At 61.7% G+C, this 26,196-nt stretch carries 23 protein-coding genes, 1 other RNA gene and 1 pseudogene; 13 read left to right on the top strand and 12 right to left on the bottom strand.

Annotation, left to right across the window (positions count from 1 at the left end):
• Positions 1–127: 127 nt before the first annotated feature.
• A complete protein-coding gene (locus GNZ13_RS31480; RefSeq protein ID WP_172171870.1) occupies positions 128–502 on the bottom strand; it encodes an Mth938-like domain-containing protein in 375 nt (124 codons plus the stop codon).
• Positions 503–1,034: 532 nt separating this feature from the next.
• Here GNZ13_RS31480 and GNZ13_RS31475 point away from each other — a divergent pair.
• From GNZ13_RS31475 to moaE, 6 genes are all read left to right on the top strand, one after another.
• Positions 1,035–2,282: a pyridoxal phosphate-dependent aminotransferase gene (locus GNZ13_RS31475; RefSeq protein ID WP_328807328.1), complete on the top strand. Its 1,248-nt coding sequence runs from the start codon at positions 1,035–1,037 to the stop codon at positions 2,280–2,282.
• Between the two features lie 85 nt (positions 2,283–2,367).
• Positions 2,368–3,699, top strand: a complete 1,332-nt coding sequence (locus GNZ13_RS31470; RefSeq protein ID WP_172171866.1) for a homoserine dehydrogenase — start codon at positions 2,368–2,370, stop codon at positions 3,697–3,699.
• A gap of 8 nt (positions 3,700–3,707) precedes the next feature.
• Positions 3,708–5,159, top strand: a complete 1,452-nt coding sequence (gene thrC / locus GNZ13_RS31465) for a threonine synthase (RefSeq protein ID WP_172171864.1) — start codon at positions 3,708–3,710, stop codon at positions 5,157–5,159.
• 457 nt (positions 5,160–5,616) lie between these two features.
• On the top strand, positions 5,617–6,849 hold the full coding sequence (locus GNZ13_RS31460; RefSeq protein WP_172172203.1) for a molybdopterin molybdotransferase MoeA: 1,233 nt from the start codon (positions 5,617–5,619) through the stop codon (positions 6,847–6,849).
• A 26-nt stretch (positions 6,850–6,875) separates the two neighbouring features.
• Positions 6,876–7,133 carry a molybdopterin converting factor subunit 1 gene (gene moaD / locus GNZ13_RS31455; RefSeq protein WP_172171862.1) on the top strand — a complete coding sequence of 86 codons (258 nt, stop codon included), beginning with the start codon at positions 6,876–6,878 and terminating at the stop codon, positions 7,131–7,133.
• Between the two features lie 57 nt (positions 7,134–7,190).
• Positions 7,191–7,667 carry a molybdopterin synthase catalytic subunit MoaE gene (gene moaE, locus GNZ13_RS31450; protein ID WP_172171860.1) on the top strand — a complete coding sequence of 159 codons (477 nt, stop codon included), beginning with the start codon at positions 7,191–7,193 and terminating at the stop codon, positions 7,665–7,667.
• Positions 7,668–7,693: 26 nt separating this feature from the next.
• Here the strand turns inward: moaE and GNZ13_RS31445 are convergent, their stop codons facing one another.
• A complete protein-coding gene (locus tag GNZ13_RS31445) occupies positions 7,694–8,242 on the bottom strand; it encodes a group III truncated hemoglobin (RefSeq protein ID WP_172171858.1) in 549 nt (182 codons plus the stop codon).
• A 303-nt stretch (positions 8,243–8,545) separates the two neighbouring features.
• Between GNZ13_RS31445 and GNZ13_RS31440 the strand changes: the two genes are divergently transcribed.
• Both GNZ13_RS31440 and clpB read left to right on the top strand, forming a co-directional pair.
• Positions 8,546–9,043 (top strand): Rrf2 family transcriptional regulator, encoded by a 498-nt coding sequence (locus GNZ13_RS31440; RefSeq protein WP_172171856.1) that lies wholly within the window; start codon positions 8,546–8,548, stop codon positions 9,041–9,043.
• 119 nt (positions 9,044–9,162) lie between these two features.
• On the top strand, positions 9,163–11,760 hold the full coding sequence (clpB, locus tag GNZ13_RS31435) for an ATP-dependent chaperone ClpB (RefSeq protein ID WP_172171854.1): 2,598 nt from the start codon (positions 9,163–9,165) through the stop codon (positions 11,758–11,760).
• A 169-nt stretch (positions 11,761–11,929) separates the two neighbouring features.
• Here the strand turns inward: clpB and GNZ13_RS31430 are convergent, their stop codons facing one another.
• Positions 11,930–12,466 carry a YidB family protein gene (locus GNZ13_RS31430; protein WP_407945677.1) on the bottom strand — a complete coding sequence of 179 codons (537 nt, stop codon included), beginning with the start codon at positions 12,464–12,466 and terminating at the stop codon, positions 11,930–11,932.
• A gap of 27 nt (positions 12,467–12,493) precedes the next feature.
• The gene (locus GNZ13_RS31425) at positions 12,494–13,087 is read right to left on the bottom strand and encodes a ComEA family DNA-binding protein (protein ID WP_172171850.1); all 594 of its coding nucleotides are present in this window, start codon (positions 13,085–13,087) and stop codon (positions 12,494–12,496) included.
• Between the two features lie 302 nt (positions 13,088–13,389).
• On the opposite strand from GNZ13_RS31425, the gene GNZ13_RS31420 reads away from it, so the two are divergent.
• Both GNZ13_RS31420 and GNZ13_RS31415 read left to right on the top strand, forming a co-directional pair.
• Positions 13,390–13,899 (top strand): MerR family transcriptional regulator, encoded by a 510-nt coding sequence (locus tag GNZ13_RS31420; protein ID WP_172171848.1) that lies wholly within the window; start codon positions 13,390–13,392, stop codon positions 13,897–13,899.
• On the top strand, positions 13,851–14,261 hold the full coding sequence (locus tag GNZ13_RS31415; RefSeq protein WP_172171846.1) for a carboxymuconolactone decarboxylase family protein: 411 nt from the start codon (positions 13,851–13,853) through the stop codon (positions 14,259–14,261). The genes GNZ13_RS31420 and GNZ13_RS31415 overlap by 49 nt, the downstream gene beginning before the upstream one ends.
• A 181-nt stretch (positions 14,262–14,442) precedes the next feature.
• On the opposite strand, the gene GNZ13_RS31410 is transcribed toward GNZ13_RS31415, so the two are convergent.
• The 6 genes from GNZ13_RS31410 to GNZ13_RS31385 form a co-directional block, all read right to left on the bottom strand.
• A complete protein-coding gene (locus GNZ13_RS31410; RefSeq protein ID WP_172171844.1) occupies positions 14,443–15,822 on the bottom strand; it encodes an MATE family efflux transporter in 1,380 nt (459 codons plus the stop codon).
• Between the two features lie 2 nt (positions 15,823–15,824).
• On the bottom strand, positions 15,825–17,582 hold the full coding sequence (locus tag GNZ13_RS31405; protein WP_172171842.1) for an ArnT family glycosyltransferase: 1,758 nt from the start codon (positions 17,580–17,582) through the stop codon (positions 15,825–15,827).
• A gap of 292 nt (positions 17,583–17,874) precedes the next feature.
• The gene (locus tag GNZ13_RS31400) at positions 17,875–18,141 is read right to left on the bottom strand and encodes a type B 50S ribosomal protein L31 (protein ID WP_074763880.1); all 267 of its coding nucleotides are present in this window, start codon (positions 18,139–18,141) and stop codon (positions 17,875–17,877) included.
• Between the two features lie 264 nt (positions 18,142–18,405).
• Entirely contained in the window at positions 18,406–19,239 is an 834-nt protein-coding gene (locus GNZ13_RS31395; protein WP_172171840.1) for a M90 family metallopeptidase, read from the bottom strand.
• Positions 19,240–19,254: 15 nt separating this feature from the next.
• A complete protein-coding gene (locus tag GNZ13_RS31390; protein WP_172171838.1) occupies positions 19,255–20,811 on the bottom strand; it encodes an MFS transporter in 1,557 nt (518 codons plus the stop codon).
• Positions 20,808–21,329, bottom strand: coding sequence for a MerR family transcriptional regulator (locus GNZ13_RS31385; RefSeq protein WP_172171836.1), 522 nt, complete (start codon positions 21,327–21,329; stop codon positions 20,808–20,810). The genes GNZ13_RS31390 and GNZ13_RS31385 overlap by 4 nt, the downstream gene beginning before the upstream one ends.
• Before the next feature lie 364 nt (positions 21,330–21,693).
• On the opposite strand from GNZ13_RS31385, the pseudogene GNZ13_RS54670 reads away from it, so the two are divergent.
• Together GNZ13_RS54670 and GNZ13_RS31380 are read left to right on the top strand one after the other, a co-directional pair.
• Positions 21,694–22,068: pseudogene (locus tag GNZ13_RS54670) on the top strand (hypothetical protein); the annotation flags it as partial.
• Positions 22,069–22,131: 63 nt separating this feature from the next.
• Positions 22,132–23,448: a hypothetical protein gene (locus GNZ13_RS31380; protein ID WP_172162126.1), complete on the top strand. Its 1,317-nt coding sequence runs from the start codon at positions 22,132–22,134 to the stop codon at positions 23,446–23,448.
• A gap of 141 nt (positions 23,449–23,589) precedes the next feature.
• On the opposite strand, the gene rho is transcribed toward GNZ13_RS31380, so the two are convergent.
• Entirely contained in the window at positions 23,590–24,858 is a 1,269-nt protein-coding gene (gene rho / locus GNZ13_RS31375; protein WP_006048863.1) for a transcription termination factor Rho, read from the bottom strand.
• Between the two features lie 235 nt (positions 24,859–25,093).
• Positions 25,094–25,420 carry a thioredoxin TrxA gene (trxA, locus tag GNZ13_RS31370; RefSeq protein ID WP_054039468.1) on the bottom strand — a complete coding sequence of 109 codons (327 nt, stop codon included), beginning with the start codon at positions 25,418–25,420 and terminating at the stop codon, positions 25,094–25,096.
• Between the two features lie 444 nt (positions 25,421–25,864).
• On the opposite strand from trxA, the gene ffs reads away from it, so the two are divergent.
• An RNA gene (gene ffs, locus GNZ13_RS31365) (signal recognition particle sRNA small type) lies at positions 25,865–25,963 on the top strand.
• Positions 25,964–26,196 lie beyond the last annotated feature (233 nt).

The following is a 26,196-nucleotide window of genomic DNA, read 5'->3' as shown; positions in this document are numbered from 1 at the left end:
CAGTGTACGTTATGGACTGTGACGCGGCCAAGGTGTGCGGTCAGTTCGACGACGCGGCTGCCGCAGATATCACATGCGGCAACGGCTTGCGCCTGCACGGCACCAGCGCCGCACCCATGCGGCTCCGTTACGCTTCGATCAGCAACGCGGCCGCGACCTTGCGGCCCTCGGCCATCAGAATGTTGTAGGTGCGGCAGGCGGCTTTGAAGTCCATCGTTTCGACGCCGATGCGTTTGGCGGTGAGGGCGGCGGTCAGGCGCGGATGCGGGAAGCGCAGCCGTTCGCCGCTGCCGAACACGACCACCTCGGGCGCCGAGTCCACCAGCATGGCGAAGTGTTCGGCGCTCAGGTCGTCGAAAGATGAGACGGGCCAAGGGATGACAGGTGCTTCCGGCAGCAGCAGAATGCTGCCGGCATGGCGCACCAGATTGATTTCGACATAGTCGGCGCCGTAACCGGTGACGGTGTTGAGGGCGCCGCTGGAATCCTGATGTAATTTCAAATTCGTTTTCCGAAGTCGTCGTGAGACATCATGCGTGTTGGCGGCCTGACCGGGCAGAACGGGAGCAGGGCGGTTTGACGCGAGTGGGACACGCGAATGGCACAGAAGCGGCCGAAAAGGCTCGCCGTTGCGGTTGGTGCATTGCGGAAGTCGGCCAAAATCCGCTAAATTATAACTTTTTAGCCGCCTTGCGGCGCTCCTCGCTCAAGTGCCACCTCATGTGCTGTCATAAGCCGCGCTGAGGGCACGGGCGCGGCCCACCGGCTACCTGCCTTGGTTCTGCCCGCATTTCGTCGGTTTTTCGACTGTTTTTTGCCTGCTTTTGGTCGGCTTTTGGTCTGTTCGGCTGCTGCACCGGCGCAATCCGCCGGACGCGTGCCTAACCAGCCCGGGAAACAGGCCCAATCCGCGTCTGGCGGCCCGATCCGTGTCTGGCGGGCATGCCGCGTCATAATTCCCCGTATCGGCGGACTTGCTTGGGTCCCGTTTTTTACGCCCCCGCTTGTTCGCCCAAGCCCATCAACAGGATGAAGTGCCCGCCGTGAAACCGATTCTCAAATCCAACAAGTTGTTGAACGTCTGCTACGACATTCGCGGGCCCGTCCTCGAACATGCAAAGCGGCTCGAAGAAGAGGGCCACCGCATCATCAAGCTGAACATCGGCAATCTCGCGCCGTTCGGCTTCGACGCGCCGGACGAAATCATCCAGGACATGATCCTGAATCTGCCGGGCTCGTCCGGCTACTCGGATTCCAAAGGTGTGTTCGCCGCGCGCAAGGCGATCATGCATTACACCCAGCAAAAGGGCGTGCATGGCGTCGAACTGGACGACATCTACATCGGCAATGGCGCCTCCGAGCTGATCGTGATGGCGCTGCAGGGCCTCTTGAACGACGGCGACGAAGTGTTGCTGCCCGCGCCGGACTACCCGCTGTGGACCGCCGGCGTCAGCCTGTCGGGCGGTACGCCAGTGCATTACATCTGCGATGAATCGAACAGCTGGATGCCCGATCTGGACGACATTCGCGCGAAAATCACGCCGAATACGCGCGCGCTCGTCGTCATCAATCCGAACAACCCCACCGGCGCGCTGTACTCGGACGAACTGCTGCTCGGCCTGATCGAGATCGCCCGCCAGCACGGCCTCGTGATCTTCGCCGACGAGGTCTACGACAAGATTGTCTACGACGGCAAGAAGCACACGTCGATGGCCGCGCTCTCCGAAGATGTGCTCACCGTCACGTTTAACAGCCTCTCGAAGAGCTACCGCTCGTGCGGCTACCGCGCCGGCTGGATGTTCATCTCGGGCCTGACCGGCGAGAACCGCCGCAATGGCAAAGATTATTTCGAAGGGCTCGGCATTCTGGCCTCGATGCGGCTGTGCCCGAACGTGCCTGGCCAGTACGCGATCCAGACCGCGCTCGGCGGCTATCAGAGCATCAACGATCTGATCGTGCCAAGCGGGCGCCTGTACAAACAGCGCGAACTCGCGTATGACATGTTGACGGCCATCCCCGGCGTGAGCTGCGTGAAGCCTGAGGCGGCGCTGTACATGTTCCCGCGCCTCGATCCGAAGATTTATCCGATCCACGACGACCAGCAGTTCATCCTCGACCTTTTGCTGGAAGAGCGCGTGCTGCTGGTTCAGGGCACCGGTTTCAACTGGAAGACGCCGGATCATTTCCGCGTCGTGTTCCTGCCGAACGTGGACGACCTCGCGGATTCGATCAACCGGATCGCGCGCTTCCTCGACGGCTACCGCAAACGCCACACGGCTTGAGATGGACGGCGCGCCCGGCGCGCGCCGCTGCCGGCCCCAGTTTCCTCAGTTTCCTTTTAATCACTTACTCGAAAACACACGCTGCATGGAACCGATCAAAGTTGGACTGCTGGGCTTCGGCACGGTAGGCAGCGGCACCTTCACGGTACTGCGCCGCAATCAGGAAGAAATCAAACGCCGCGCGGGCCGCGGCATTGAGATTGTGCGCATTGCCGTGCGAAATCCCGCCAAGGCGACCGCGGCGCTCGGCAGTGAAGCCGGCACCGTGGCGCTGACCGATGACTTCAACGCGGTGGTCGACGATCTGTCGATCGATATCGTGGCGGAAATGATCGGCGGCACGGGCGTGGCACGCGATCTCGTCCTGCGCGCGATCAACAACCGCAAGCATGTGGTCACCGCCAACAAGGCGCTGCTCGCGGTGCACGGCACGGAGATTTTCGAAGCGGCGCGCGCCAACGGCGTGATGGTGTCGTTCGAAGCGGCGGTGGCGGGCGGCATTCCGATCATCAAGGCGCTGCGCGAAGGGCTCACGGCCAATCGCATCCAGTACATCGCCGGGATCATCAACGGCACGACGAACTACATCCTCTCGGAGATGCGCGACCGTGGGCTCGATTTCGCGACTGCATTGAAAGCCGCGCAGGAACTGGGTTACGCCGAAGCCGATCCGACCTTCGACATCGAAGGCGTGGACGCCGCCCACAAGGCAACGATCATGAGCGCGATCGCGTTTGGCGTGCCGGTGCAATTCGACAAGGCGTACGTCGAAGGCATCAGCAAGCTGGCTGCAATCGACATCAAATACGCCGAGGAACTCGGCTATCGCATCAAGCTGCTCGGCATTGCGCGCCGCACGGACAAGGGCATCGAACTGCGCGTGCATCCCACGCTGATTCCCGAGAAGCGACTGCTGGCGAACGTGGAAGGCGCGATGAACGCGGTCGTCGTGCATGGCGATGCAGTCGGCACGACGCTGTACTACGGTAAGGGCGCGGGCGCGGAGCCGACGGCTTCCGCGGTGGTGGCCGACCTGGTCGACGTGACACGTCTGCATACGGCGGACCCGGAGCATCGCGTGCCGCATCTGGCGTTCCAGCCGGACAGCTTGTCGAGCACGCCGATCCTGCCGATCGACGAAGTGACGAGCGGCTACTACCTGCGTTTGCGCGTGGCTGACGTGACGGGCGTGCTGGCCGACATCACGCGCATTCTGGCGGATACCGGCATCTCGATCGACGCGCTGCTGCAGAAGGAATCGGAGCAGGTCGACGCGAATGGCAAGGGCGAAACCGACATCATCCTGATTACGCACGAAACGGTTGAAAAGAACGTCAACGCGGCGATCAAGACGATCGAAGCGCTGAAGACCGTTGTCTCGCAAGTCACGAAGCTGCGCATGGAAGCGCTGAACTAGGCCGAACTATGAACTATCTCTCTACGCGCGGCGCCGGAGCCGGCGAGCGCCATACGTTTTCCGAGATTCTGCTGGGCGGTCTCGCCAAAGATGGCGGCCTGTACCTGCCGGCCGACTATCCGCGCGTCACGGCTGACGAGCTGACGCGCTGGCGCACGCTGCCGTACGCGGACCTCGCCTTCGAGATCCTGTCGAAATTCAGCGACGACATTCCCGCCGAAGATCTGCGCGCGCTGACACGCAAGACCTACACGGCCGAGACGTACTGCAATGTGCGCGACGACGAAAGCGCTGCGCAGATCACACCGTTGAAGACGCTGGGCGTCGAGAACGGCGCGCCGCTGTCGCTGCTGGAACTGTCGAACGGTCCGACGCTCGCGTTCAAGGACATGGCGATGCAGTTGATCGGCAACCTGTTCGAATACGCGCTGGCCAGACACGGCGAGACGCTGAACATTCTGGGCGCAACCTCGGGCGACACCGGCAGCGCCGCTGAATACGCGATGCGCGGCAAAAAGGGCATTAGCGTGTTCATGCTCTCGCCGCACAAGAAGATGAGCGCGTTCCAGACTGCGCAGATGTACAGCCTGCAGGACCCGAATATTTTCAACATCGCGGTCGAGGGCGTGTTCGACGATGCTCAGGACATCGTGAAGGCGGTCTCGAACGACCACGCGTTCAAGGCGAAGTACAAGATCGGCACGGTCAACTCGATCAACTGGGCGCGCGTCGTGGCGCAGGTCGTGTACTACTTCAAAGGCTACTTTGCCGCGACAAAGTCGAACGACGAGCGCGTCTCGTTCACGGTACCGTCGGGCAATTTCGGCAACGTGTGTGCGGGCCACATCGCGCGCATGATGGGCCTGCCGATCGAGAAGCTGGTAGTTGCCACGAACGAAAACGACGTGCTGGACGAATTCTTCCGCACGGGTATTTACCGTGTACGCAAGGCGGCTGAGACATACCACACCAGCAGCCCGAGCATGGACATTTCGAAGGCCTCGAACTTCGAGCGTTTCGTGTTCGACCTGCTGGGCCGTGACCCGGCACGCGTGCTGCAACTGTTCCGCGACGTTGAAGAGAAGGGCGGTTTCGACCTCGCCGCGAGCGGTGATTTTGCACGCGTGAAGGAATTCGGTTTTGTATCGGGCAGCAGCAGCCACGAGGACCGCGTGGATGCGATCCGGGACGTCTTCGAGCGTTACGACACGATGATCGACACGCACACGGCAGACGGCCTGAAGGTGGCACGCGAGCATTTGCAAGCGGGCATTCCGATGATCGTGTTGGAGACGGCGCAGCCGATCAAGTTCGGCGAGACGATCCGGGAGGCGCTGCTGCGCGAACCGGAGCGCCCAGCCGCGTTTTCGGGTCTGGAATCGCTGCCGCAGCGATTCGAAGTGCTGCCGGCGGATGTGCGGTGCGTGAAGGACTTCATTGTCGCGAACACGAGCGAGTAACACCGAGAGCATCGAGCGCGACTCTGTCGCGCTCGATACGATGGGTGCCCTTGGTTTTAGGAAGTACCGCTACGGCGCGCGCAGCGCCGCCGGAAGTATGACGGCTTTGTCACCAAGGCTGAATGTGCGAGAGCACAGATTCCAGATGCACCACTGCCTCCTCCAAGCCAGGGGACCCGCTTAAGAATTAGCGGTGTGAAGCCGCTTTCTTTGCTTATCTTTCTTTGCGGCGGCAAAGAAAGTAAGTGCCTGCCCCGCACAGGGGCGACGCTAATAGATCAATAACAAATCAAGGAAAGGCCAACGCCCCAGGCACACAGAAAAATCCCACCGCCAAAGTCAAAAAAACCACCATAACTCCCGGCCGCCACCGGCCACCGCAATCGACCGCTACAATATTCTTTTAAACCCGCGGCTTCGAGACCAGAAGATGTCCACCCCAACGCCCCGCGCTCCGATGCTCTCCACCGCCGAAGCATTGGCGACCCTGCTCAGCGCAGCGAGCCCGATCACCGGCACGGAGTCTATCCCCACGTTAGACGCGCTCAACCGCGTGCTCTCGGCAGACGTCATTTCGCCGCTCGACGTCCCCCCCATGAACACCAGTTCAATGGACGGCTACGCGATCCGCACCGAAGATCTAACAACGGATGACAACCGCCGCCTGCCGGTCTCGCAACGCATTCCAGCCGGCCACGCGCCCGAGCCGTTAAAACCAGGCACAGCAGCCCGCATCTTCACGGGCGCAACAGTGCCGCCAGGCGCCGACGCCATCGTGATGCAGGAGCAAACCGAAGCCGCCGGCAACGAAGTCACCATCCTCCACAGCCCGGCCCCAGGCGAATGGATCACGGCCCAAGGCGCGGACATTCGCAACGGCTCGATCATCCTCCCAGCCGGCACGCGCCTGACGCCGCAAGCACTGGGACTCGCCGCCTCGGTCGGCTGCGCAGAACTCCAGGTGCGCCGCCGCGTAAAAATCGCCGTGTTCTTCACCGGCGACGAACTGACCATGCCTGGCGAGCCGCTAAAACCCGGCGCGATCTACAACTCGAACCGTTTCACGCTGCGCGGGCTGCTGGAAAAACTAGGTTGCGACGTCACCGACTACGGCATCGTCCCCGATAAACTCGACGCCACCCGCGCAACGCTGCGCGAAGCCGCGCAAGCGCACGATCTGATCCTCACCTGCGGCGGCGTGTCGGTAGGCGAGGAAGATCACGTCAAACCGGCAGTCGAGGCGGAAGGGCGCCTGTCGATGTGGCAGATCGCGATGAAACCGGGCAAGCCGCTCGCGTTCGGCGCCGTGCGCCGGGCCGCGCAGCAGACCGATGCGGCTACGTCAGACGAAACCTTCTTCATCGGCCTGCCGGGCAACCCTGTCTCCAGCTTCGTGACATTTCTACTGTTCGTGCGTCCGTTCGTCCTGCGTCTGGCCGGCATGCAGACAGTGGCGCCGCGCGCGCTGTCGCTGCGCGCCGATTTCACGCAGAACAAGGCCGACCGTCGCAACGAATTCCTGCGCGCGCGCATCAATGCGGCCGGCGGCCTCGATCTGTTTCCGAATCAGAGCTCGGCTGTACTGACATCGACCGTATGGGGCGACGGCCTGATCGACAATCCGCCGAACCATGCAATCAGCGTCGGCGAGACCGTGCGTTTCATCCCCTTTTCCGAATTGCTGAACTGAGGCCGGCAACAGCCGGCGGCTTCCCAATGAAGATTCAACTCCGATATTTTGCAAGCGTGCGCGAAGCGCTCGAAACAGCCGACGAAACGGTCGATCTGCCCGACGGTATCGCGACCGTCGGCGACGTGCGTGCCTGGTTGCGCGTGCGCGGCGGCATTTGGGCCGACACACTCGCCGAAGGCCGCGCGCTGCGTATGGCCTGCAACCACGTGATGACCGATGCCGGCACGCGCATCACCGAAGATTGTGAAGTCGCGTTCTTTCCGCCCGTCACCGGCGGCTGAGCCGCGCGGATCGTCGCTCAATCACGCCAAACGCGCTAAGCCGCACAGGAGCCAGAGATGCCCGTTCGCGTCCAGACGGAAGACTTCGACCTCACCGCCGAGGTCGCCGCGTTACGCGCGCGCAATCCGAAGATCGGCGCGGTAGCCTGTTTTGTCGGCACCGTGCGCGATCTGAACGACGGCAGCGCGGTCGAAACAATGGAACTCGAACACTATCCGGGCATGACGGAGAAGTCGCTGGAAGCGATCGTCGTGAGCGCGCGCGAGCGTTGGCCGGGGATCGAGGTGCTGATCGTGCATCGGGTCGGCAAGCTTTATCCGCTCGACCAGATCGTGCTGGTGGCGACCACCGCCGCGCATCGGGGCGACGCTTTCGCGTCGTGTGAGTTCGTGATGGACTACCTGAAGACCCAGGCGCCGTTCTGGAAGAAAGAGAAGACCGAAGAAGGCGAGCGCTGGGTCGACGCCCGCGTCGCCGACGACGCCGCGCTGGCCCGATGGGGCATTGAATCGGGTAACCAGGAAGCGGATTAGGGGCACAAGCTTCTCAAGCGCCCGCGTCAATCGTCTTTCGATTTCCCGATGATCCGCGCCGGAAACGGCTCACCAGGCGGCCGCGTCGAGGCAAGCCCGGCATGCTCACCGTCGCGCGGATGCCGCTTCGGCGCGACGCGTTCCAGCAACGCCTGCTGTTCCTCCGGAATCTTGTAATCCCAGCCGAAGCGACTCAACTGCAGACTCTGCGCGATACGCAGCGCCGGTTCCATGAAGCGAACCGCCGCCGGCGGCTGATAGCGCGACTCCACCGCATCCAGAAACAGATACAGCCAGCGGCTGAAATGCTGCGGCTCGACACCCTCGAGCGGCTGGTGCGCCTGCTGCACGTTGCCGCGGTATTGCTTCGCGCCGAGCACAAGACTGCCCCAGAACGTGCACATCTTGGGCAAATGGTCGTCCCAACGGCCCGCAAGCGTTGCGTCGAACACGGGGCCAAGCAGCGGATCGGCGCGCACGCGGTCGTAAAAGCCGTAGACGAGCTCGCGAATATTCGCCTCAGTAGGCTCGGCGGCGCGCTCGACAACCGGTGCGGCAGGAAAAGACGGATTCATGCAAATTCCAGATAATGCAGTTATTCATGGTGAATCGCCACGCGGCGCCACAGACCGTCAGGAATGACCTCAAACTGTGTCCCGACGAAAGGAAGTAGGCCACGAATGCCCCGCTTTTCGCATAAATGGCCTATGCGGGACACGTTACCATTACTGCCGAAAGACAAACACCGACTGTCAGCGCAGAATAATAAAACATGCGTAACGCCTGCATCTTATGGCGAAGCGACGGCCCCCGGCAACCCTTGCATCGACGCGGTTATCCCCGGATCGCGACTTGCGCTCATCGTGACACCTGCACTTATGAGACTGACCGACTATACGGATTACTCAGTGCGCGTCCTGCTGTACCTTGCTGTCCGTCGCGAAGGCTTATCGACCATCCAGGACATCTCGGACGCGTACGGAATCTCCAAGAACCATTTGATGAAGGTGGTACAGCAACTCGGCGAACTCGGCTGGGTCGAGACCGTGCGCGGGCGCAACGGCGGCCTGCGGCTCGCCGAACAAACCCGCGCGTTGACCGTGGGCGAGATCGTACGGGCCACGGAAAGCGACTTTGCGCTGGTGGGGTGCTTCCCAGACCCGCAAGGTGAACGCCGGGCCTGTGTCATTACACCGCACTGCCGTCTGCGCGGCGCGCTCGAGGCGGCGCGCAACGCGTTCTTCGCCGAGCTCGACCGCTACACCATTGGCGAGGTTGCAGAGCCGCACGGTCCGCTGGCTGCGCTGCTTGGCTTAGGTGCTGTCATCCCGATCGTGCCGGTCGCGCCTGCCGACAGTGCTGCGCCGCTCCCCTGAGAGCGGGCAGCAAGTTCTCGCGCGTCAATTGTTAAATAGTTGTTACTAGTTGCAAAAAAGCGCTTGAAACCTGCGTAAAACGCCTCAATTTGGTGGTAATCGAAATTGGAGGTCTCTTGATGAGAATCGACAAACTAACCACTAAATTCCAGGAAGCACTAGCCGACGCGCAGAGTCTCGCCGTCGGTCATGACAATCAATACATCGAACCGGTTCACGTCCTGTCGGCGCTCGTCGCCCAGCAGGATGGTTCGGCGCGTTCGCTGCTCTCGCGTGCCGGCGTGCATGTCCAGGCGCTGCAAACTGCGCTGAACGATGCCATCACGCGCCTGCCACAAGTGCAGGGCACCGACGGCAACGTGCAGATCGGCCGCGAACTGACCGGCTTGCTGAACCAGGCTGATAAGGAAGCACAGAAGCTCAACGACACGTTCATCGCGAGCGAGATGTTCCTGCTCGCGGTCGCCGACGATAAAGGCGAGGCCGGCCGTCTCGCGCGTCAGCACGGTCTGTCGCGCAAGTCGCTGGAAAGCGCAATCGCGGCGGTGCGCGGCGGTTCGCAAGTGCATAGCCAGGACGCCGAAAGCCAGCGCGAAGCGCTGAAAAAGTACACCGTCGATCTGACCGAGCGTGCGCGGGCGGGCAAGCTCGACCCCGTGATAGGCCGGGACGACGAAATCCGCCGTTCGATCCAGATCCTGCAGCGCCGCACCAAGAACAATCCGGTGCTGATCGGCGAACCGGGCGTTGGCAAGACCGCGATCGTCGAAGGCCTCGCGCAGCGTATCGTCAACGGCGAAGTGCCGGAAACGCTCAAGGGCAAGCGCGTGCTGTCCTTGGACATGGCGGCGTTGCTGGCCGGTGCCAAATACCGCGGCGAGTTTGAAGAACGCCTGAAGGCCGTACTGAACGACATCGCGAAGGACGAAGGCCAGACCATCGTCTTCATCGACGAAATTCATACGATGGTCGGCGCCGGCAAGGCCGAAGGTGCGATGGACGCGGGCAATATGCTCAAACCGGCGCTCTCGCGCGGCGAACTGCATTGCGTCGGCGCCACCACACTCGACGAATATCGCAAGTACATCGAAAAGGACGCCGCGCTCGAACGCCGCTTCCAGAAGGTGCTGGTCGACGAGCCGTCGGTCGAGGCAACCATCGCGATCCTGCGCGGTTTGCAGGAGAAGTACGAACTGCATCACGGCGTCGATATCACCGACCCGGCGATCGTCGCCGCAGCCGAATTGTCGCATCGCTATATCACGGATCGTTTCCTGCCGGACAAGGCAATCGATCTGATCGACGAGGCCGCTTCGAAGATCAAGATGGAAATCGACTCGAAGCCGGAAGAGATGGATCGGCTCGACCGTCGTTTGATCCAGTTGAAGATCGAACGCGAAGCCGTCAAGAAAGAAAAGGACGAAGCGTCGCAAAAGCGTCTGCAACTGATCGAAGAAGAAATCGAGCGCCTGGATCGCGAATATTCGGACCTCGAAGAAATCTGGACCGCGGAAAAAGCGGCGGTGCAGGGCAGCGCACAGTTGAAGGAAGACATCGAGAAAACGCGCGCGGAAATCACGCGCTTGCAGCGTGAAGGCAAGCTCGAGAAGGTCGCCGAGTTGCAGTACGGCAAGCTGCCGGGTCTCGAAGCGCAGTTGAAGGAAGTGACCCAGGCCGAGGCGAAAGAGCAGAACAACCCGACCCGGCCGCGTCTGTTGCGCACGCAGGTGGGCGCAGAGGAAATCGCAGAAGTCGTCTCGCGTTCCACCGGCATCCCGGTGTCGCGCATGATGCAAGGTGAGCGCGAAAAGCTGCTGCAGATCGAAGAGAAACTGCACGACCGCGTGGTCGGTCAGGACGAAGCAATCACCGCGGTGGCCGATGCGATCCGCCGTTCGCGCGCGGGTCTGGCGGATCCGAACCGGCCGTATGGCTCGTTCCTGTTCCTCGGGCCGACCGGCGTAGGTAAGACGGAGTTGTGCAAGGCGCTGGCGTCGTTCCTGTTCGATTCGGAAGATCATCTGATCCGTATCGACATGAGCGAATTCATGGAGAAGCATAGCGTCGCGCGTTTGATCGGCGCGCCGCCGGGCTACGTCGGTTACGAAGAAGGCGGTTACCTGACCGAAGCCGTACGCCGCAAGCCGTACAGCGTGATCCTGCTCGACGAAATCGAGAAGGCGCATCCTGACGTGTTCAACGTCCTGCTGCAGGTGCTCGACGACGGCCGCATGACTGACGGCCAGGGGCGTACCGTGGACTTCAAGAACACGGTGATCGTGATGACGTCGAACCTCGGTTCACAAGTGATCCAGGCGATGGTCGGCGAGCCGCAGGAAGCGGTGAAGGACGCGGTCTGGGAAGAAGTGAAGCTGCACTTCCGGCCCGAGTTCCTGAACCGGATCGACGACGTCGTGGTGTTCCATGCGCTCGACCGTTCGAACATTCAGTCGATCGCGCGAATTCAGCTGCATCGTCTGCATGAACGGCTTGCCAAGCTCGACATGCTGCTGGAGGTGTCGGACGCGGCGCTCGAGCACGTGGGCAAGGTCGGCTACGATCCGCTGTTCGGGGCGCGGCCGTTGAAGCGCGCGATCCAGCAGGAGATCGAGAACCCGGTCGCCAAGCTGATCCTGGCCGGCAAGTTCGGTCCGAAGGATGTGATTCCGGTCGAGGTGGAAGACGGCAAGCTGGTATTCGACCGCGTCGTGCACTAAGTGGTGTTCTAGTAACCCCTGCGGTGCGTATCGCAGCTCCAACAGGGCGGCGGTGGTTGAGCCGCCCCTGACGGACGAATGAAAAAAGGGCAACGAATCTTGATTCGTTGCCCTTTTTATTTGCCGCCGCGCGCTCGAATCAGTGCGGCGGCGGCCGATACATTCGGCGTTACGCGTTGCCCTTGCCGAACAGCGACGACAGACTGCCGAGCACGCTGCTCGCGTTCACCTGGCCCTCGGCGGGCACTTCACCATTGGGCGTGGCCGCATTGACGACGTGCGGCAGGATCTGCGACAGGAGGCCCGTGACCTGGTCCGGCTGCACGCCGGCTTTCGCTGCGAGGCTGGCGACAGCATCCGAGCCGAGCACACTATGTAGCGCATCGGGTGCGATCGCCTGGTTCTCACCGTTACCGACCCACGACGAAACGACGTCGCCGAGGCCCTTTTCCTTGAAGCTGCTAATCAGGCCGTTCAGGCCGCCCGGCTGGTTATTGACGAACTCCAGTGCGGCTGAAACGAGGGCTTGCTGGCCACCGCCCTCGGGCGATTTGCCAACCAGGGAACCGATAGTGTCGAGTAGGCTCATGATGGACTCTCTTGAATGCCGACACGTGCTTGACGGGTCGGCGGGTGAAAACGCCGCGCGGTTGCGCGGCGCTGGGGAGGCGAGGCGGGCGGTAGCGGAGCGGCTTATACACGCCATCGCGCTGCCGATGCTCAAGCCACAATGTTACGCGCCGGAGGTTGCGGCAGCCGACGCAGCCTTGCTCTTCTTAGCCGTTTTCTTCGAGGCCTTGGTGCTGGAGGCGTCAGCTGGCGCGCTTGCTGCAGCCGCCGTAGCCGGCGCCGAAGCGGCAGCCGCGTCGGACGCCGCGGTCTTGCTCTTCTTCTTCGACTTCGATGCCTGGGTGCCGGATGCCGCGGCAGGCGCAGCTGGTGCCGCTGGTGCCGTTGTTGCGGCGGCGGTAGTCGCTGTAGGTGCCGCCGCCGGTGCCGCCTTGGTGCTCGTGGTGCTGGTGGACTTCGTGGCTGCCTTGGCGCCGGCCGGCGGCGTGGACGAGCCGTTGACGGTCAAACCTGCCGCTTCGAGATTGGTCACCGATTTGGTGCCGAGGCCTTTGACGCGAGTAGCGAGATCCTCGGCATCCTTAAACGGGCCGTTCTTGGTGCGTTCGTCGATGATTGCTTTCGCATGCACCGGGCCGATACCCTTTACCGATTCGAGCGCCGCCTGATCGGCGGAATTCACTTCGACGGCCGCCGCAAATCCGGCTGACAGCGATAAAGCCAAAGCAACGCAAATCATCAAAAGCTTCTTCAGCATGGCAAGCACTCCATCGAGGGCAAAAAAAGTTAGCCGGGAACGGACGACGCAGCCTGTCAGCAGGCGCTGCGCTTAAGCATAGAACAAATTGCGCGCCCTTATTTACAAACGCCGACGATTTATACCGATCGATTCATGACAAGTAAATCAGGCGGGACAATATTTGAAGCTTTTGCCTGGCGATTAAGCGGTTATGAGTTTATCGATCAACGTGGCCCACTATAAATAATGACAGCGCGAACAAATGACAGCGTCTTCCACTTGACTTAGAGTGCACTCGAAGTCCTAACCTGAGTTCCGTCATGTCGAAAATGTCAAAAGCACTCACCATCGGCGAGGTCGCCGGAACGATCGGCGTCTCCACCCACACGCTGCGCTACTACGAACAGGCCGGCCTGATTCGAGCGGTCGGGCGCACGCAGGCGGGGCATCGCCTGTATTCGCCGGCCGATCTCGACTGGCTGCAGTTCGTGATGCGTCTGAAGGCGACCGGCATGCCGATCGCCGGGATGCAGGCGTTCGCGGCGCTGCGGGCAGAAGGTAAACCTACGGTGGGCGAGCGCCGCGACATGCTGGTGGCGCATCGGGACGCGGTTTTGGCGCGGATCGCTGAGTTGCAAAGCAATCTCGGCGCGATCATCGACAAAATCGCCTATTACGAAGCGGCTGGGCGGCAACCCGCCGAGCGGCAGCCCGCCACGAGCACTCCGACACGACAGATCGACGACACCCAATCGCTTACGCATTCGGAAAAGGACTCACCATGGAACACGCACAAAACGATCGCTACACCCGAGGCTGGAACAAACTGAAGGAAATCGACGGCTCGACCGGCGAACAGGTGATCGCCGCGCTTGCACCGATCGCGCCGGATTTCGGACGCCTGCTGATCGAATTCGGCTTCGGCGATATTTACAGCCGGCCGCAACTCGATCTGCGCGCGCGCGAGATCGCGACGATTGCATCACTGGCGACGCTCGGCTGCGCGCAACCGCAGTTGAAGGTGCATATCGAGGCGGCCTTGAACGTCGGCTGCACGCGCGAGGAGATCGTCGAGGTGTTCATGCAGATGGCGCTCTACGCGGGTTTCCCGGCGGCGCTGAACGCACTGTTCGCGGCGCGGGAGATTTTCGATCGACGTGATCAGGCGTTGGGGGAAGCGCAGGCGGCTTGAGACAAAAGAGAAGGGCGGCTGCCCGGTGCAGCCGCTTTTTATAGGGGCAAAGACGCAACTAACGGTCAATTATTGCATGCGACTCCACCAGCGCGCCGGCGTTACGGTATGGTAACCCAGCTAGCATAAGCGGGCCATGCCACAGCAAGCCCAGCAAGCCGATTGAGCGCAACAAACCCCGTCAAGCCGCCGAATCCACCCTGACCATCGCCTCGGCGCGCAAATACCGCTTGCTCACGCCACGCCAGTACAACAGCAAACCGATGCCGGCGATCGCCAGGCTCGCCGTATTGGCGACCCAGAAGCCGCGCGCACCGGTCAGCCATTCCGGCGTGGTGCCGGAGACATTGAAGCCGAGCAGATACCCGCCGCCGAGCCCCACGCCCCACAGCGCAACTGCATAGATAACGGTGGGCACGACCGCCACCTTGTACGCGCGCAGCACGAACGCGGTAGTGATCTGCAAGGCATCGAACAGGTGATAGCACACGACGATCAGCACCAGCGGCATCGCCGCCGCCGCGACCTGCGCATCCGGTGTATAGCCTTCGATCACGTACGGCCGCAGCACTAGCACGATCGCGCCGTAACAGCAGGCAATCGCCATGGCCATCATGATGCCGTGCCGCGACAGCGTGCGCGCCGCTTCCGGGCGATGCGCGCCGAGCGCCTGGGCGACCAGCGTCGACGCAGCGATCCCGATCGACAGCGGCGTCATATAGAGTACCGCGCCGATGTTGCCGGCGATCTGGTGTCCGGCGAGCGTCGTCGTGCCGAAGCGCGCAATGAAGAGCGCCATGAACGTGTAGGAAGTGACTTCGATCAGGTACGACAGACCCATCGGAATGCCCAGGCGCAGCTGCGCCGCCTGCCGGCGCCAGACCGGCCAGCAGAAGTGCGCAAAGATCGCGAACGGCTTGAACACGTAGACGCGCGTCAACAGCAGCATCCCAACCACGGCCAGCCCCCAGTTGATCGCGGTGCTGGCAAGCGCGCAACCCGGCCCGCCGAGCGCCGGCACGCCGAGTCCGCCAAAGATGAACCACGTGTTGAGCGGAAATTTGAGCAGCAGCGCGCCGATCTGCAGGATCATCACGAGCCGCGGCTTACCGACCGCATTGGTGATCGAGCTGTAGACGCGAAAGGCGAGGCCGGCCGGCAAGCCGAACGCCAGAATCTGCAGGTAGGCGACCGTGCGCTCATGCAGCGCTTCGGGTACACGCGCCACCTGCAGTACCGGCCCTGGAAAATAGAGAATCAGAAAGCCGATCACGGTCAACGCGAGCGCGAGCCACAAAGCCTGGCGCACTTCTTCTCCGATCTCAATGTACCGGCGCGCGCCGTAGAGTTGCGCGGTGATCGGTTGCAGCGCGGTCAGGATGCCGGTCAGGCCGATATAGACGGAAATATAGATCGACGAGCCGAGGCCGAGCGCGGCGAGATCGACGGCTGAATAGCGGCCGACCATCGCCGTGTCGATCACGCCGAACGCGATGATCGCCAGTTGGCCGATTAGCACGGGCCATGCGAGCCCGGCGATTTTCCGTACGTCGGCGAACATGATCAGTCTGGCTTCTTATGCCAGTTGCGGCGTTTGACGACCGGCGGCTTCGGACGGTCGATCCGCACATACAGGCGGAAGCGTTCGTCGCGGTCGGCCACGCGGCGGCCTTCCCAGACCAGCTTCCACATGAAGTCCGACATCGCGCTCGGGTCGCCGAAGTCCTGGGTGTCCTGACGCAGGATCACGTCGCAATCCTCGTTGAAGGAGAAATGCATGTCGCCGAAATAGGCGAAAGTCGCGATCTGCGCGTTACCGAGGCGCACCGGCGAGATGCAGGTGTAGTCCTCTGGCAGATGGCTTGCGATCTGCTCCGCGACGTCCTTATAGGTCCGGCTGTAGTTGACGACCGGCAGCCACAGCGTCATCAGCAGCACCCACATCAGCGTCGTGCCGGCGCTCGAGAGCACCACACTGCGCCACAGCACTTTCGGATGACGGGCCAGGCGCCATTGCACCAACACGAACCAGCAGATCGTCACGGCGACCGCGCACACGAACGACAGGACCTTGAACTGCGGCGCAAAACCCGGAGCGAGGCGCGCGAGGTTGCGCGCAAGCGGATGCGGGAAACCGGTCAGCCCAGCAATGTACACCAGCCAGACGAAGCTGCCGAGGATCGTGAAGCTCAACAGTGCGAACCAGTCGATCGCGTTGATCGCGCCGCGTTTGAGCGTGGGCAGCGCGAAGGCGGCCAGCACCGCGAGCGGCGGCAGCAACAGCATGTAAAGCCGGTTCGACTGATGGCTCTGCAACACGACCAGAACGAGCAGCGGCCCGATCACCGAAAGCGGAATCGCGACGTGCGGCGCGCGCCGCAGGCCCGACCAGCTGAACCACGCCCAGAGCGCCAGGGGCCAGGCCGGCCATGTGAAGAGCGGCAGATTCTTGAGCGCGTAGGCGGCCACCGAGCCAGGCGGCCCGGCGAACGACGACAGGCTGACGTGCACCCATTGGTTCAGATACCAGACGGCGTCGTCGGGATAGGCGGCGAGCGCGGTAATCGGCCATGCAACCGACAGCGCTAGCGCCACCGGCAGACCGGCCAGCAGCAGCCAGCGCGAACGCGCTTCGCGCACGATCAGCGCCATCGCCAGGGTACCGAGCAACAGCGCGCCGACCAGCACCGGGCTGCTGGAGAGAGCAACGAGGCCGAGCGCCAGGCCCCAGATCAGCGCGCCCTGGATCGGCTTGTCGATCATCCGCACGAGCCCGTAGACGAGCATGGCGATGCCAAAGAACTGCGCCAGTTGCGGCGTGGTTTCGTGGCCGCGTTCGGCGAGGCCGAAGCAGGCGAGCAGGATCAGCAGCGCGCCGTCGGCGAGAGTGCGGCCGTAGTCGCGCGGCTCCGGCTCGCCGCCGAACGCGTATTTGAACGGCTGTACTTCGGCGCGCCGGCCGAGCAGATAGGCCGCATACCAGACGAACGCACAGGCCGCGCAAAACAGCAGGCCGGTAAACACGCGTGAGGCATTGCTCGCGTCGACCCACGGCGCGAGCGCGCGGATCGCGCTGGCGCCGAGCCAGTAGCCGAGCGGGCCGTCTTCCGTCATGTACTTGCCGACCAGATTCGGCAGCAGCCAGTCGTGTGCGCTGCCGTTGGCCATCGTCCACATGACGCCGAAGCCGGCTGCGTCCTCGTTCTTCCACGGATCCCGGCCGAACAGGCCGAAGAAGGCGTAGACGATGCAGATGGTCAGCAGCAGCCAGCGCGGCAACGCACTGGTCGCGGAGGCAGTGAGGCGAACGACAGGTCTCATGCGGTGTGTGGATATCGGATAAGCGGTGCAGCCGGGACCGGACGGAATGTCCGGCGGGAATGGCCAATTTGGAGCATCCGGCATTGTAGTCGTGCCGTGCGATGCGCGTCACGACCGGTAACGGCTCGCAACGTGAGTGGGATGCCCGTAATATGGCGCCGCGACGGGCGACGATTCGCTGGGCGACGCTTCGCATCCGGGCGTCCGGAATAGGGCGACAAAAAAGGGCAGCTTGCGCTGCCCTTTTTTGCTGCTGCTTCGTTGCGGGCCAAGGCCGGCGACGAAGCGCGTATTACTTCGCTGCTGCCTTGCCGGTAGCGCGCGAGCCGAACTTCTTGTTGAACTTCTCGACGCGGCCTGCCGTGTCCATGATCTTTTGTTGGCCGGTGTAGAACGGATGCGATTCCGACGACACTTCGATCTTGGCGAGCGGGTAGGTCTTGCCGTTGAATTCGGCGGTTTCACGCGTCAGGATGGTCGAGCGCGTGACAAACTTGAAGTCGATCGACATGTCGACGAACAGGACTTCGCGGTAATCCGGGTGAATGCCTTCTTTCATGGTCTTTCCTTTAATCTGGCGGTAGCCAACCCGCGTGCAGCCGCTATGAAGGCGGACAGCATCTAGGCGCGAGCCACTTGCCTATGGTCGAAAAACGGCGATTATGCCAGAAAATCAGTCGCTTGACGACCTTTCTACGACCTTTTTGCCGGTGTTTTGCCGCGTTTTCGCCACCTTTGCACCGGCTGTTTCTCGTGGGCAGGGGCGTGGCTGGGTTGGCCGCCCTGCGCCGGCATTCCCTTGCGTGGCAGCCCGGCGGACCGTTTAGACCGGAGCGAATGTCAACCCGACCCGCGCGGGATCCTGGCGGTAATACCGCGCCAGCAAGCGGTATAGCTCGGGATACTCCGCCTCGAAGGCCTGTGGCTGGACGAACAGCGCTTCGCTGCAAACGGCAAAAAATTCCGATGGATGGTCCGCCGCGTATGGATCGATCAGCGAATCGCGCTCGAAACGTGCCCAGCGCCTATCCGGCACCGCATCCACTTTGGCGCAGAAGTGGTCGTAGGCATGGTCGAAAATGTCGGCCCATGCCTGTGAATCGAGCGGTGCATGCCAGCGGCGCATGAGCGGCGGATGGCCGTCCGCCTCGCCGGTCAGCATGTCGATCTTGTGCGCGAATTCGTGAATCACGACGTTATAGGCGTCCGTGCCGCCGGTCATCTGAGCGTCTTCCCACGACAACACCACCGGGCCGCCTTCCCACGCCTCGCCGCTCGCGTCTTGCTCGACCTCGTGCACCACGCCGTCTTCGTCCTCGACCGTCTTGCGGATCACGAACTCGCCTGGATAGATGATCACGCCGACCCAGCCGCGATACAGGTCGAGGCTCAGGTTCAGCACCGGCAAACACGCTTGCGCGGCGATCGCCACGGTCATGGCGTCGGTCAACTCGAGTTCGTGCGCAGTTGAAAATTTCTTTTGCGCGATGAAAAGACTCGTCAACTCGCGCAGACGCACGCGATCCGGCGCCTCGAGGTGGGCAAGGAACGGCAGGCCGTCGAGCGTGGCCTGCCAGAGGGCGTCCTCGATCGCGTAGTCGCGCAGCGCGCGGTCGCGGCGGCGCGTGCCGAACCATTGGGTGAGTTTCGAGAGCATGGCCTGATGAAACCCCTAGTCGATCTGTTTTTGCCACGCGGCGAAAATGCCGCCGCATATCGCAATGCCGATCAGAAAGTAGAAGCCGTCCAGCGACGTCAGGAAGCTGGCCTGTTGCGCGACCGTCCGGCTGATTTCCACGATTGCCAGCGCATGCGCCTCGGACGGCGAGCGGCCAGCGGCGCTGAAGCCGCGGGTCAACGCAGCGAGCGAATCCTGGAACAACGGATTGTACGGATTCACAAACTCCGCGAGGCGAGCTTGATGCAGCGCCTGCCGATGTTGTTCGACGATGATGACCGAGGCCGTAGCGAACGAGATCGTCAGTTGCCGCACGATGTTTTTCAGCCGGTAGCCGTGCGTGAATTCTTCAATAGCGAAGATTCTAAACGTCAGATTGGCGACCGGCAGCACGATGAACAGCAACAGCAAGCCACGCAGCAGCATGGGCACGATCAGCGCGGCTTGGCCTACGCCCGGCGACACGCGTGTCATCCATGCCGCGGCGAACGCGGCCACCGCGAAGCCCGGCACGATGATCCACTTCTTGCGCGGCAGGAGCTTCGCGTAACGCAGGTAGACGAACAACGCGCTCGCCGAAATCAGCGACGTCACGCCGACCAGTCGCCCGGTATTCTCGACCGGATAGCCGAGGCCGCTCTCGAGAAAGCGCGACGTCAGATAGCTGAATACGGTCGAGATGTAGTAGTAGAACATGTACAGCACGAGCCCGACCTGAAACACCTTCTCGCGCAGCGCATGCAGGCGCACCAGCGGCGCCGGATGGTGCCATTGCTGGTACGCGAACCAGCCGAGCGCGACGATGCCCGCAACCGTCAGCAGAATCAGCCCCGGCGAGGCGCTGAACAGCTGGAACCGCACTTGCTGCATCACGATTTGCAGCGCGCCTTGCGCGAACGCGAAGATCATATAAGGCCAGAAGTGCGCCGCGCCGCGCTCTTCCGGCAAGCGGTTGCCGGTGTCGGGCAGCGCGAGCAGGGCGAGGATGGCAAACAGCACGCCGGCCGGCGCGGTGCAGGCGAACAGCGCACGCCAATCGAAATGCGCGACCAGTTGGCCGCCGATCAGCGGCGCAAGCGCACTGCTCAATACGATCAGCACCAGAAAAGCGCGGGTTGCCGCGGGTCGCTGCTGCGGCGTAAAGCTCATCTGAATCAGGATGCGGCACGTGCCCATCATCGGGCCGATGAAGTAGCCCTGAAAGCCGCGCGCGAACGCAAGTTCGATTGACGACTCGCACAATGTGGCGGCGATCGCGCCAACTGAATAGAGCAGCATGCAGCCGGCCACGTAGCGCCGGTAACCGAAACGCTCGACCCACCATTGCTGCTGCAGGATGCCGAGCACGGCAGCCACCGCATAGGCGCTCGACGCCCATACCAGTTCATCAGGCGACGCGTTGATGCCGCCCGCGATGTAGCTGGTGAAAAACGAAAAGATCGAGTTGTCGAAGTAGTCGAGGCCGGTGACGACGGCCAGCACCCATGGGAAAAAACCGCCGCGCAGTTTTGCGATGCTAAACAACGGTACGCGGGGCGAGGTCGCGCTCATGTGGGTTCGCTCGACTTTTTCGTGCGCTTTGTGAGCGGCGCGTTCTCAGCTTTGGCGAGTGCGTTGCGACGCTGTTCGAGCAGTGCGTCCGCATTCTCGCCGGCGAGACGTCTTTCGAGATAGTCGAGGTCGGGACTCAGTTCGGCTCGCAGTTTCAGCGCTTCCTTGAGTTCGCGACGCATCGTTTCGATGCGGGCATCGAGCGCTTTGACCTGGTCTGAGATGGCGTCGCGAATCTGCTGCAGCGATTCGGTGGAATAGCGATGGCCGCCTTCGACCGGCTCGAGCGGGCGCTTGAGCATTTCGGTGATGCTGTGCAGCGAGAAGCCGAGCGAGCGCAAGCGCAGAATACGGCCGAAGCGCTTCAGGTCTTCCTCGTCGTAAAGCCGGTAGCGGCCTTCGCTGCGGGTGGGCGAGACGAGGCCGCGTTCCTCGTAGTACTTCAGCGTGCGCGGCGTGACGCCGAGGCGTTCGGCGGCATCGCGTACGGTGAGCAGGGCGGGTGAGTCCTTCGACATAAGGTAGGGCAGGCATGACGGACTGAGTGCATTCTACTGCAACGTGTACGTTCACGTATATGTTGCCGCGCCTGCACGCGCTTTTCGCGTGAAACCTTACGGATGAAAAAAAGCCGCTCGTTTTTGGCCTACCCGTACCACAAAGGTGTTGGTAAACCGAGGCTGATTCCCTAGAATCCCCCGTAAACGTTACGTTTCGGGGGATTTGCTTTTGCCGGAAATATCTACGGGAGACGGCGAGCCGCCTTCTCCGCCCTCAGAAACCCCGCCTGCCGAGCCTCCAGCAGGCGGAGCGCGCGTCAATCGGCCCGTCGCGGGTACCGCTCGGTCCGGCGTGCCCCGCATTCCGCCCGAGGTCGACGGGATGCAGGTCAATTTCTGCAAGAACGCCGCCTGCGTGAACTTTGGCGTGCTGCCCAAGGAGACCAGCAAGCGAGGTCGAGGCTCCGGCAGTCACGACACCTATTTGCTAACCGGCGGCTCCAGTAAGCGGGGAACACCCAGACCGAGGTTGCAATGCAAGATTTGCGGAGATACGCCGCCTCTGAAGTCGAATCAGGCAATCGCTGAGGAGGTGCGGCGACTGACGGCTTACCTTGCGGGCGAGCAGGAGCCGTCATGCCCCAATGAGGCTTGCGCCAATCACGCCATCGGGGTTGGCACCCATCCACGGGCTTACCAGCGGCACGGTACGACCGCACATGGCTCGCCCCGATATCGATGCAAGGCTTGCCAGCGGACCTTCGCGGTCGGCGGCCCAACAACGCGTCAGAAGAAGCCTCACGAGAACCGTGAGATATTCATGGAACTCGTGAACAAGGCTCCATTCCGCCGCATCATGGAGAAGCGCGATATCAGCGCCTCCACGTTGTACTCGAAGGTGGATTTCCTCGCGCGGCAATGCGAGCGTTTCGTCGGGGAGCGCGAAGCGCGGCTTACGGAGGGCCTTCCGCTCGGCCGCCTGTCCGTGTCAGTCGACCGGCAGGACTATTACACGAACTGGACCCGGCGCGAGGACAAGCGAAGCATCCCGCTGCACGCCGTGGTGTCGGCCGACAACCGCAGCGGCTACGTATTCGGGGCCCACATCAACTTCGACCCTCGCTTCAACCCGGAAGACGTCGAGACCGATGTGCGTTTGGATGACGACGACAAGCACCCGCAGGAATACCGACGAAACGCGAGGTTCTGGCTGAAGAGCGATTATGAAGTCTCAGTCGCCGCCAGTCTGAGCCGGCGTCGCCATATCGGGCGCGAGACCGTTCTGGACGACGCAGCCGCCGCGTACGCCAACGTAGCGGACCGGGACGACGTCGAGGTCGCTGACGAATTCAACAGTCAGTTAAGGCTGCCCGAAACGGGGATGCAGGTCCACGGCCAGTACACCCTCTACGCTCACTTCCAGGTGCTCAAGCGCCTGCTTGGCGGGGCCAAGAGCATCACGTTCTACCTTGACCAGGACTCGGGCATCCGTGCAGCGTGCTTTGCAGCCTTCCGTGAGCGTATCCAGGCAGGTACCGCTCACGCCTTCTTCGTCTCGATAAAGAAAGACCTCACAAAGGGCCAGAAATTGAAGGCCTACAACGAGGCGCAGAAGCGTTTCTTGGACGCCGTGAATCGCATGGGCGGGGTCGCTAACGACTTCGACGCCAAGATTCAGCTCATCAAGGAACAGTTTCCACTGATGAAGGAAATCGGCAAATACGGCGACCGTTGGCTGTTGCACCCGCTGCCGACGATGAACGAACCCGAAAAGGCTTTGTGTCATCTGACCGCTCGACCCAACGCGCCCCTCCCCGAAGACCGATTGGCCGCCATGTACCTGTTCGGCTCCATGTATGGCGCGGACCGCTTCCTCGAACTGGTCCGGCGACGCCTCAGTCCGCTCGAACGAGCACTGGGCAGCTCAAGCGCGGCCGGCCGCATGTGGTACGGCTACGCGCCCTACAACCCGCAGATTATCGAGAAGCTTCTGCTTATTCTCCGGGTCTACTGGAACTATTGCTACGTGCCAAAAACCAGCAAGGACGGGAAGACGCCGGCCGAGCGGCTTGGTTTGGCCAAGGGCAAGGTCCGAGTCCAGGACATCGTCTATTTCGACCCGAACGCCGCGAACTGACGAAAAAAAGCGAGCCTCCGAAGAGGCTCGCCATAATCAGTCGTCCGGGCTCGTTTACCAACACCTTTGTGGTACGGGTAGGTTTTTGGCGAGCGGCTTTTTTATGCGGTGCAACTGATGCGGATATTTCGGTGCGGAGCCTTAGCTGCCGCCGCCACGACGCATCATGTCGAAGAACTCAGAGTTGCTCTTCGTCTGGCGAATCTTGTCGAGCAGGAATTCCATCGACTCGACTTCGTCCATGTCGTGAATGAACTTGCGCAGCACCCAGATCTTTTGCAGCACTTCGGGCTTGATCAACAGTTCTTCACGGCGCGTGCCGGACTTGTTCAGGTTGATCGACGGATAGACGCGCTTTTCAGCAAGGCGACGCTCCAGGTGCACTTCCATGTTGCCGGTGCCCTTGAATTCTTCGTAGATCACGTCGTCCATGCGGCTGCCGGTTTCGATCAGCGCCGTGCCGATGATGGTCAGCGAACCGCCTTCCTCGATATTGCGCGCCGCGCCGAAGAAGCGCTTCGGACGTTGCAGCGCGTTCGCGTCGACACCACCCGTCAGCACCTTGCCCGAGGCCGGCACCACGGTGTTGTACGCACGCGCGAGACGCGTGATCGAGTCGAGCAGAATCACCACGTCGTTCTTCATTTCGACGAGGCGCTTGGCTTTCTCGATCACCATTTCGGCGACTTGCACGTGACGCGCAGCCGGTTCGTCGAACGTGGAGGCGATCACTTCGCCGGCCACCGAACGCTGCATTTCGGTCACTTCTTCCGGGCGTTCGTCGATCAGCAGCACGAACAGCACGACATCCGGATGGTTTTGCTTAATCGCATGCGCGATGTGCTGCAGCATCACGGTCTTACCGGACTTCGGCGACGCAACCAGCAGGCCGCGCTGGCCCTTACCGATCGGCGCGATCATGTCGATGATGCGGCCCGTGACGTTTTCTTCGCCACGCATTTCACGTTCGAGCAGCAGCACCTTGTTCGGGTGCAGCGGCGTCAGGTTTTCGAACATGATCTTGTGCTTCGAGGCTTCCGGCGGCTGGCCGTTGACCTTGTCCACCTTCACCAGCGCGAAATAGCGTTCACCGTCTTTCGGCGTACGCACTTCGCCTTCGATCGTGTCGCCCGTGTGCAGGTTGAAGCGGCGGATTTGCGACGGGCTGATGTAAATATCATCCGTGCTGGCGAGGTACGAGGTTTCCGGCGAACGCAGGAAGCCGAAGCCGTCCGGCAGCACTTCGAGCGTGCCGTCGCCGAAGATCGTGTCGCCCGTTTTGGCTCGTTTTTTTAGAATGGCAAACATCAATTCCTGCTTGCGCAGGCGGTTTGCACTTTCGATCTCGAGGCCATTGGCCATCTCGATCAATTCGGACACGTGCAGAGTCTTAAGCTCGGATAAATGCATACGGAGAACCCGCAGGAGAAGGTGCGACGAAATGAAATCTGGGAGGAGAGTGAGCGGAACCGCTCAAGGACTTACACGTCTTTTCGACGTTTTGCGGATTCTAGCATAGCACACGCCAATTTCCGCCAGTGCGACGGCATGGCATCTTTCTTATCAGGCGTGTTGCCGGCTGACAACACGCCTAAGACAGCGCGCCTGAAGATCTCGAGGGACTCGAGGCGCCGATGCGACCGCTTTACAGGTTGCCGTCGAGGAACGCGGTGAGTTGCGACTTCGACAGTGCGCCGACCTTCTGCGCGGCGACCGCGCCGTTCTTGAAGAGGATCAGCGTGGGGATGCCGCGCACGCCGAACTTGACCGGCGTCGATTGATGTTCGTCGACGTTGATCTTGGCGATTTGCAGGCGATCGGCGTAATCCTTCGCGACTTCGTCGAGGATCGGCGCGATCATCTTGCACGGACCGCACCATTCAGCCCAGAAATCGAGCAGCACGGGTTTATCGGATTTCACGACGTCCTGCTCGAACGATGCGTCGCTAATATGCTTGATTGATTCGCTCATTGTATGAATACCTCTATCGGTTCGAGGCCCGCCTGAATTGCTCGCCACGATACGTCAAAATCTAGGGAAACTTCCGTTCGCTTTGCCGCAATCGGAGCCTTGCCGGCGCACGCCTGAAAAAGTCGAAAAACCATTTCCGGGGTGTGCGGAAAGCTCGCGTTTGCGGGTCATCCGTACGGCAGTTTAGCTTAATTCGCTATGCGTTGCCGGTGGTGATAGTACTCATCAAGGGCAGTAGGGCCAATGGCTGCCGGTGAAGTGCCACTACGTTTTAACAACCGCGACGTAGCTTATCTGGTGGCTGGCGGCGCAAACTCAAGTGCTCCGAAGGCGTACCGCCGGGGTGCCGCCTATATGGTGCGAAGCTCCTGATTCGGCGCGTCGATGTCGGTTTGGTCGTATTAACAGTCGCGCGACGGGCCAAGCGGTGATAGAATGTTTCGTGACGGGCCTCCTCGCATGGAGGGATGGTCAACCTGGTCAGGTCGGGAACGAAGCAGCCACAGCCGTTTTCCACCAGTGCCGAGGGTCAGGCTCGTCACCTTCCTTTTTCTGTTTTTCATCCGCGTTTTCATCTGCTGCACCTCCTCATCCCCTGTTGTGCCCTAGGAGTCTGCGCGGCAGAAGCCGCGCTGTCATCCGATTGCCCGTTGTAAACGTTGTAGGCAGATGACGACGAGCTATCTTCCCTACGATCCACAACAGCAGTTCCTGCTGCCCCATGCGCTGCAAGATTGGCTGCCTGAAGGCCACCTTGCTTACTTCATCAGCGATAC

This window comes from Paraburkholderia elongata (genome assembly GCF_013177735.1).
Classification (GTDB): domain Bacteria; phylum Pseudomonadota; class Gammaproteobacteria; order Burkholderiales; family Burkholderiaceae; genus Paraburkholderia; species Paraburkholderia elongata.
This window is presented reverse-complemented; position numbering and strand designations above follow the sequence as displayed.

Excerpts from the sequence above, each read along its gene's own strand:
- rho (WP_006048863.1), bottom strand. The coding sequence starts at position 24,858 with ATGCATTTATCCGAGCTTAAGACTCTGCACGTGTCCGAATTGATCGAG.
- GNZ13_RS31440 (WP_172171856.1), top strand. The coding sequence starts at position 8,546 with ATGAGACTGACCGACTATACGGATTACTCAGTGCGCGTCCTGCTGTAC.
- moaD (WP_172171862.1), top strand. The coding sequence starts at position 6,876 with ATGAAGATTCAACTCCGATATTTTGCAAGCGTGCGCGAAGCGCTCGAA.
- GNZ13_RS31410 (WP_172171844.1), bottom strand. The coding sequence starts at position 15,822 with ATGTTCGCCGACGTACGGAAAATCGCCGGGCTCGCATGGCCCGTGCTA.
- GNZ13_RS31400 (WP_074763880.1), bottom strand. The coding sequence starts at position 18,141 with ATGAAAGAAGGCATTCACCCGGATTACCGCGAAGTCCTGTTCGTCGAC.
- GNZ13_RS31405 (WP_172171842.1), bottom strand. The coding sequence starts at position 17,582 with ATGAGACCTGTCGTTCGCCTCACTGCCTCCGCGACCAGTGCGTTGCCG.
- thrC (WP_172171864.1), top strand. The coding sequence starts at position 3,708 with ATGAACTATCTCTCTACGCGCGGCGCCGGAGCCGGCGAGCGCCATACG.
- GNZ13_RS31460 (WP_172172203.1), top strand. The coding sequence starts at position 5,617 with ATGCTCTCCACCGCCGAAGCATTGGCGACCCTGCTCAGCGCAGCGAGC.
- GNZ13_RS31385 (WP_172171836.1), bottom strand. The coding sequence starts at position 21,329 with ATGTCGAAGGACTCACCCGCCCTGCTCACCGTACGCGATGCCGCCGAA.
- clpB (WP_172171854.1), top strand. The coding sequence starts at position 9,163 with ATGAGAATCGACAAACTAACCACTAAATTCCAGGAAGCACTAGCCGAC.
- GNZ13_RS31395 (WP_172171840.1), bottom strand. The coding sequence starts at position 19,239 with ATGCTCTCGAAACTCACCCAATGGTTCGGCACGCGCCGCCGCGACCGC.
- trxA (WP_054039468.1), bottom strand. The coding sequence starts at position 25,420 with ATGAGCGAATCAATCAAGCATATTAGCGACGCATCGTTCGAGCAGGAC.
- GNZ13_RS31425 (WP_172171850.1), bottom strand. The coding sequence starts at position 13,087 with ATGCTGAAGAAGCTTTTGATGATTTGCGTTGCTTTGGCTTTATCGCTG.
- GNZ13_RS31445 (WP_172171858.1), bottom strand. The coding sequence starts at position 8,242 with ATGAATCCGTCTTTTCCTGCCGCACCGGTTGTCGAGCGCGCCGCCGAG.
- GNZ13_RS31420 (WP_172171848.1), top strand. The coding sequence starts at position 13,390 with ATGTCGAAAATGTCAAAAGCACTCACCATCGGCGAGGTCGCCGGAACG.
- GNZ13_RS31415 (WP_172171846.1), top strand. The coding sequence starts at position 13,851 with ATGGAACACGCACAAAACGATCGCTACACCCGAGGCTGGAACAAACTG.
- GNZ13_RS31390 (WP_172171838.1), bottom strand. The coding sequence starts at position 20,811 with ATGAGCGCGACCTCGCCCCGCGTACCGTTGTTTAGCATCGCAAAACTG.
- GNZ13_RS31470 (WP_172171866.1), top strand. The coding sequence starts at position 2,368 with ATGGAACCGATCAAAGTTGGACTGCTGGGCTTCGGCACGGTAGGCAGC.
- GNZ13_RS31380 (WP_172162126.1), top strand. The coding sequence starts at position 22,132 with ATGGAACTCGTGAACAAGGCTCCATTCCGCCGCATCATGGAGAAGCGC.
- moaE (WP_172171860.1), top strand. The coding sequence starts at position 7,191 with ATGCCCGTTCGCGTCCAGACGGAAGACTTCGACCTCACCGCCGAGGTC.
- GNZ13_RS31430 (WP_407945677.1), bottom strand. The coding sequence starts at position 12,466 with ATGGCGTGTATAAGCCGCTCCGCTACCGCCCGCCTCGCCTCCCCAGCG.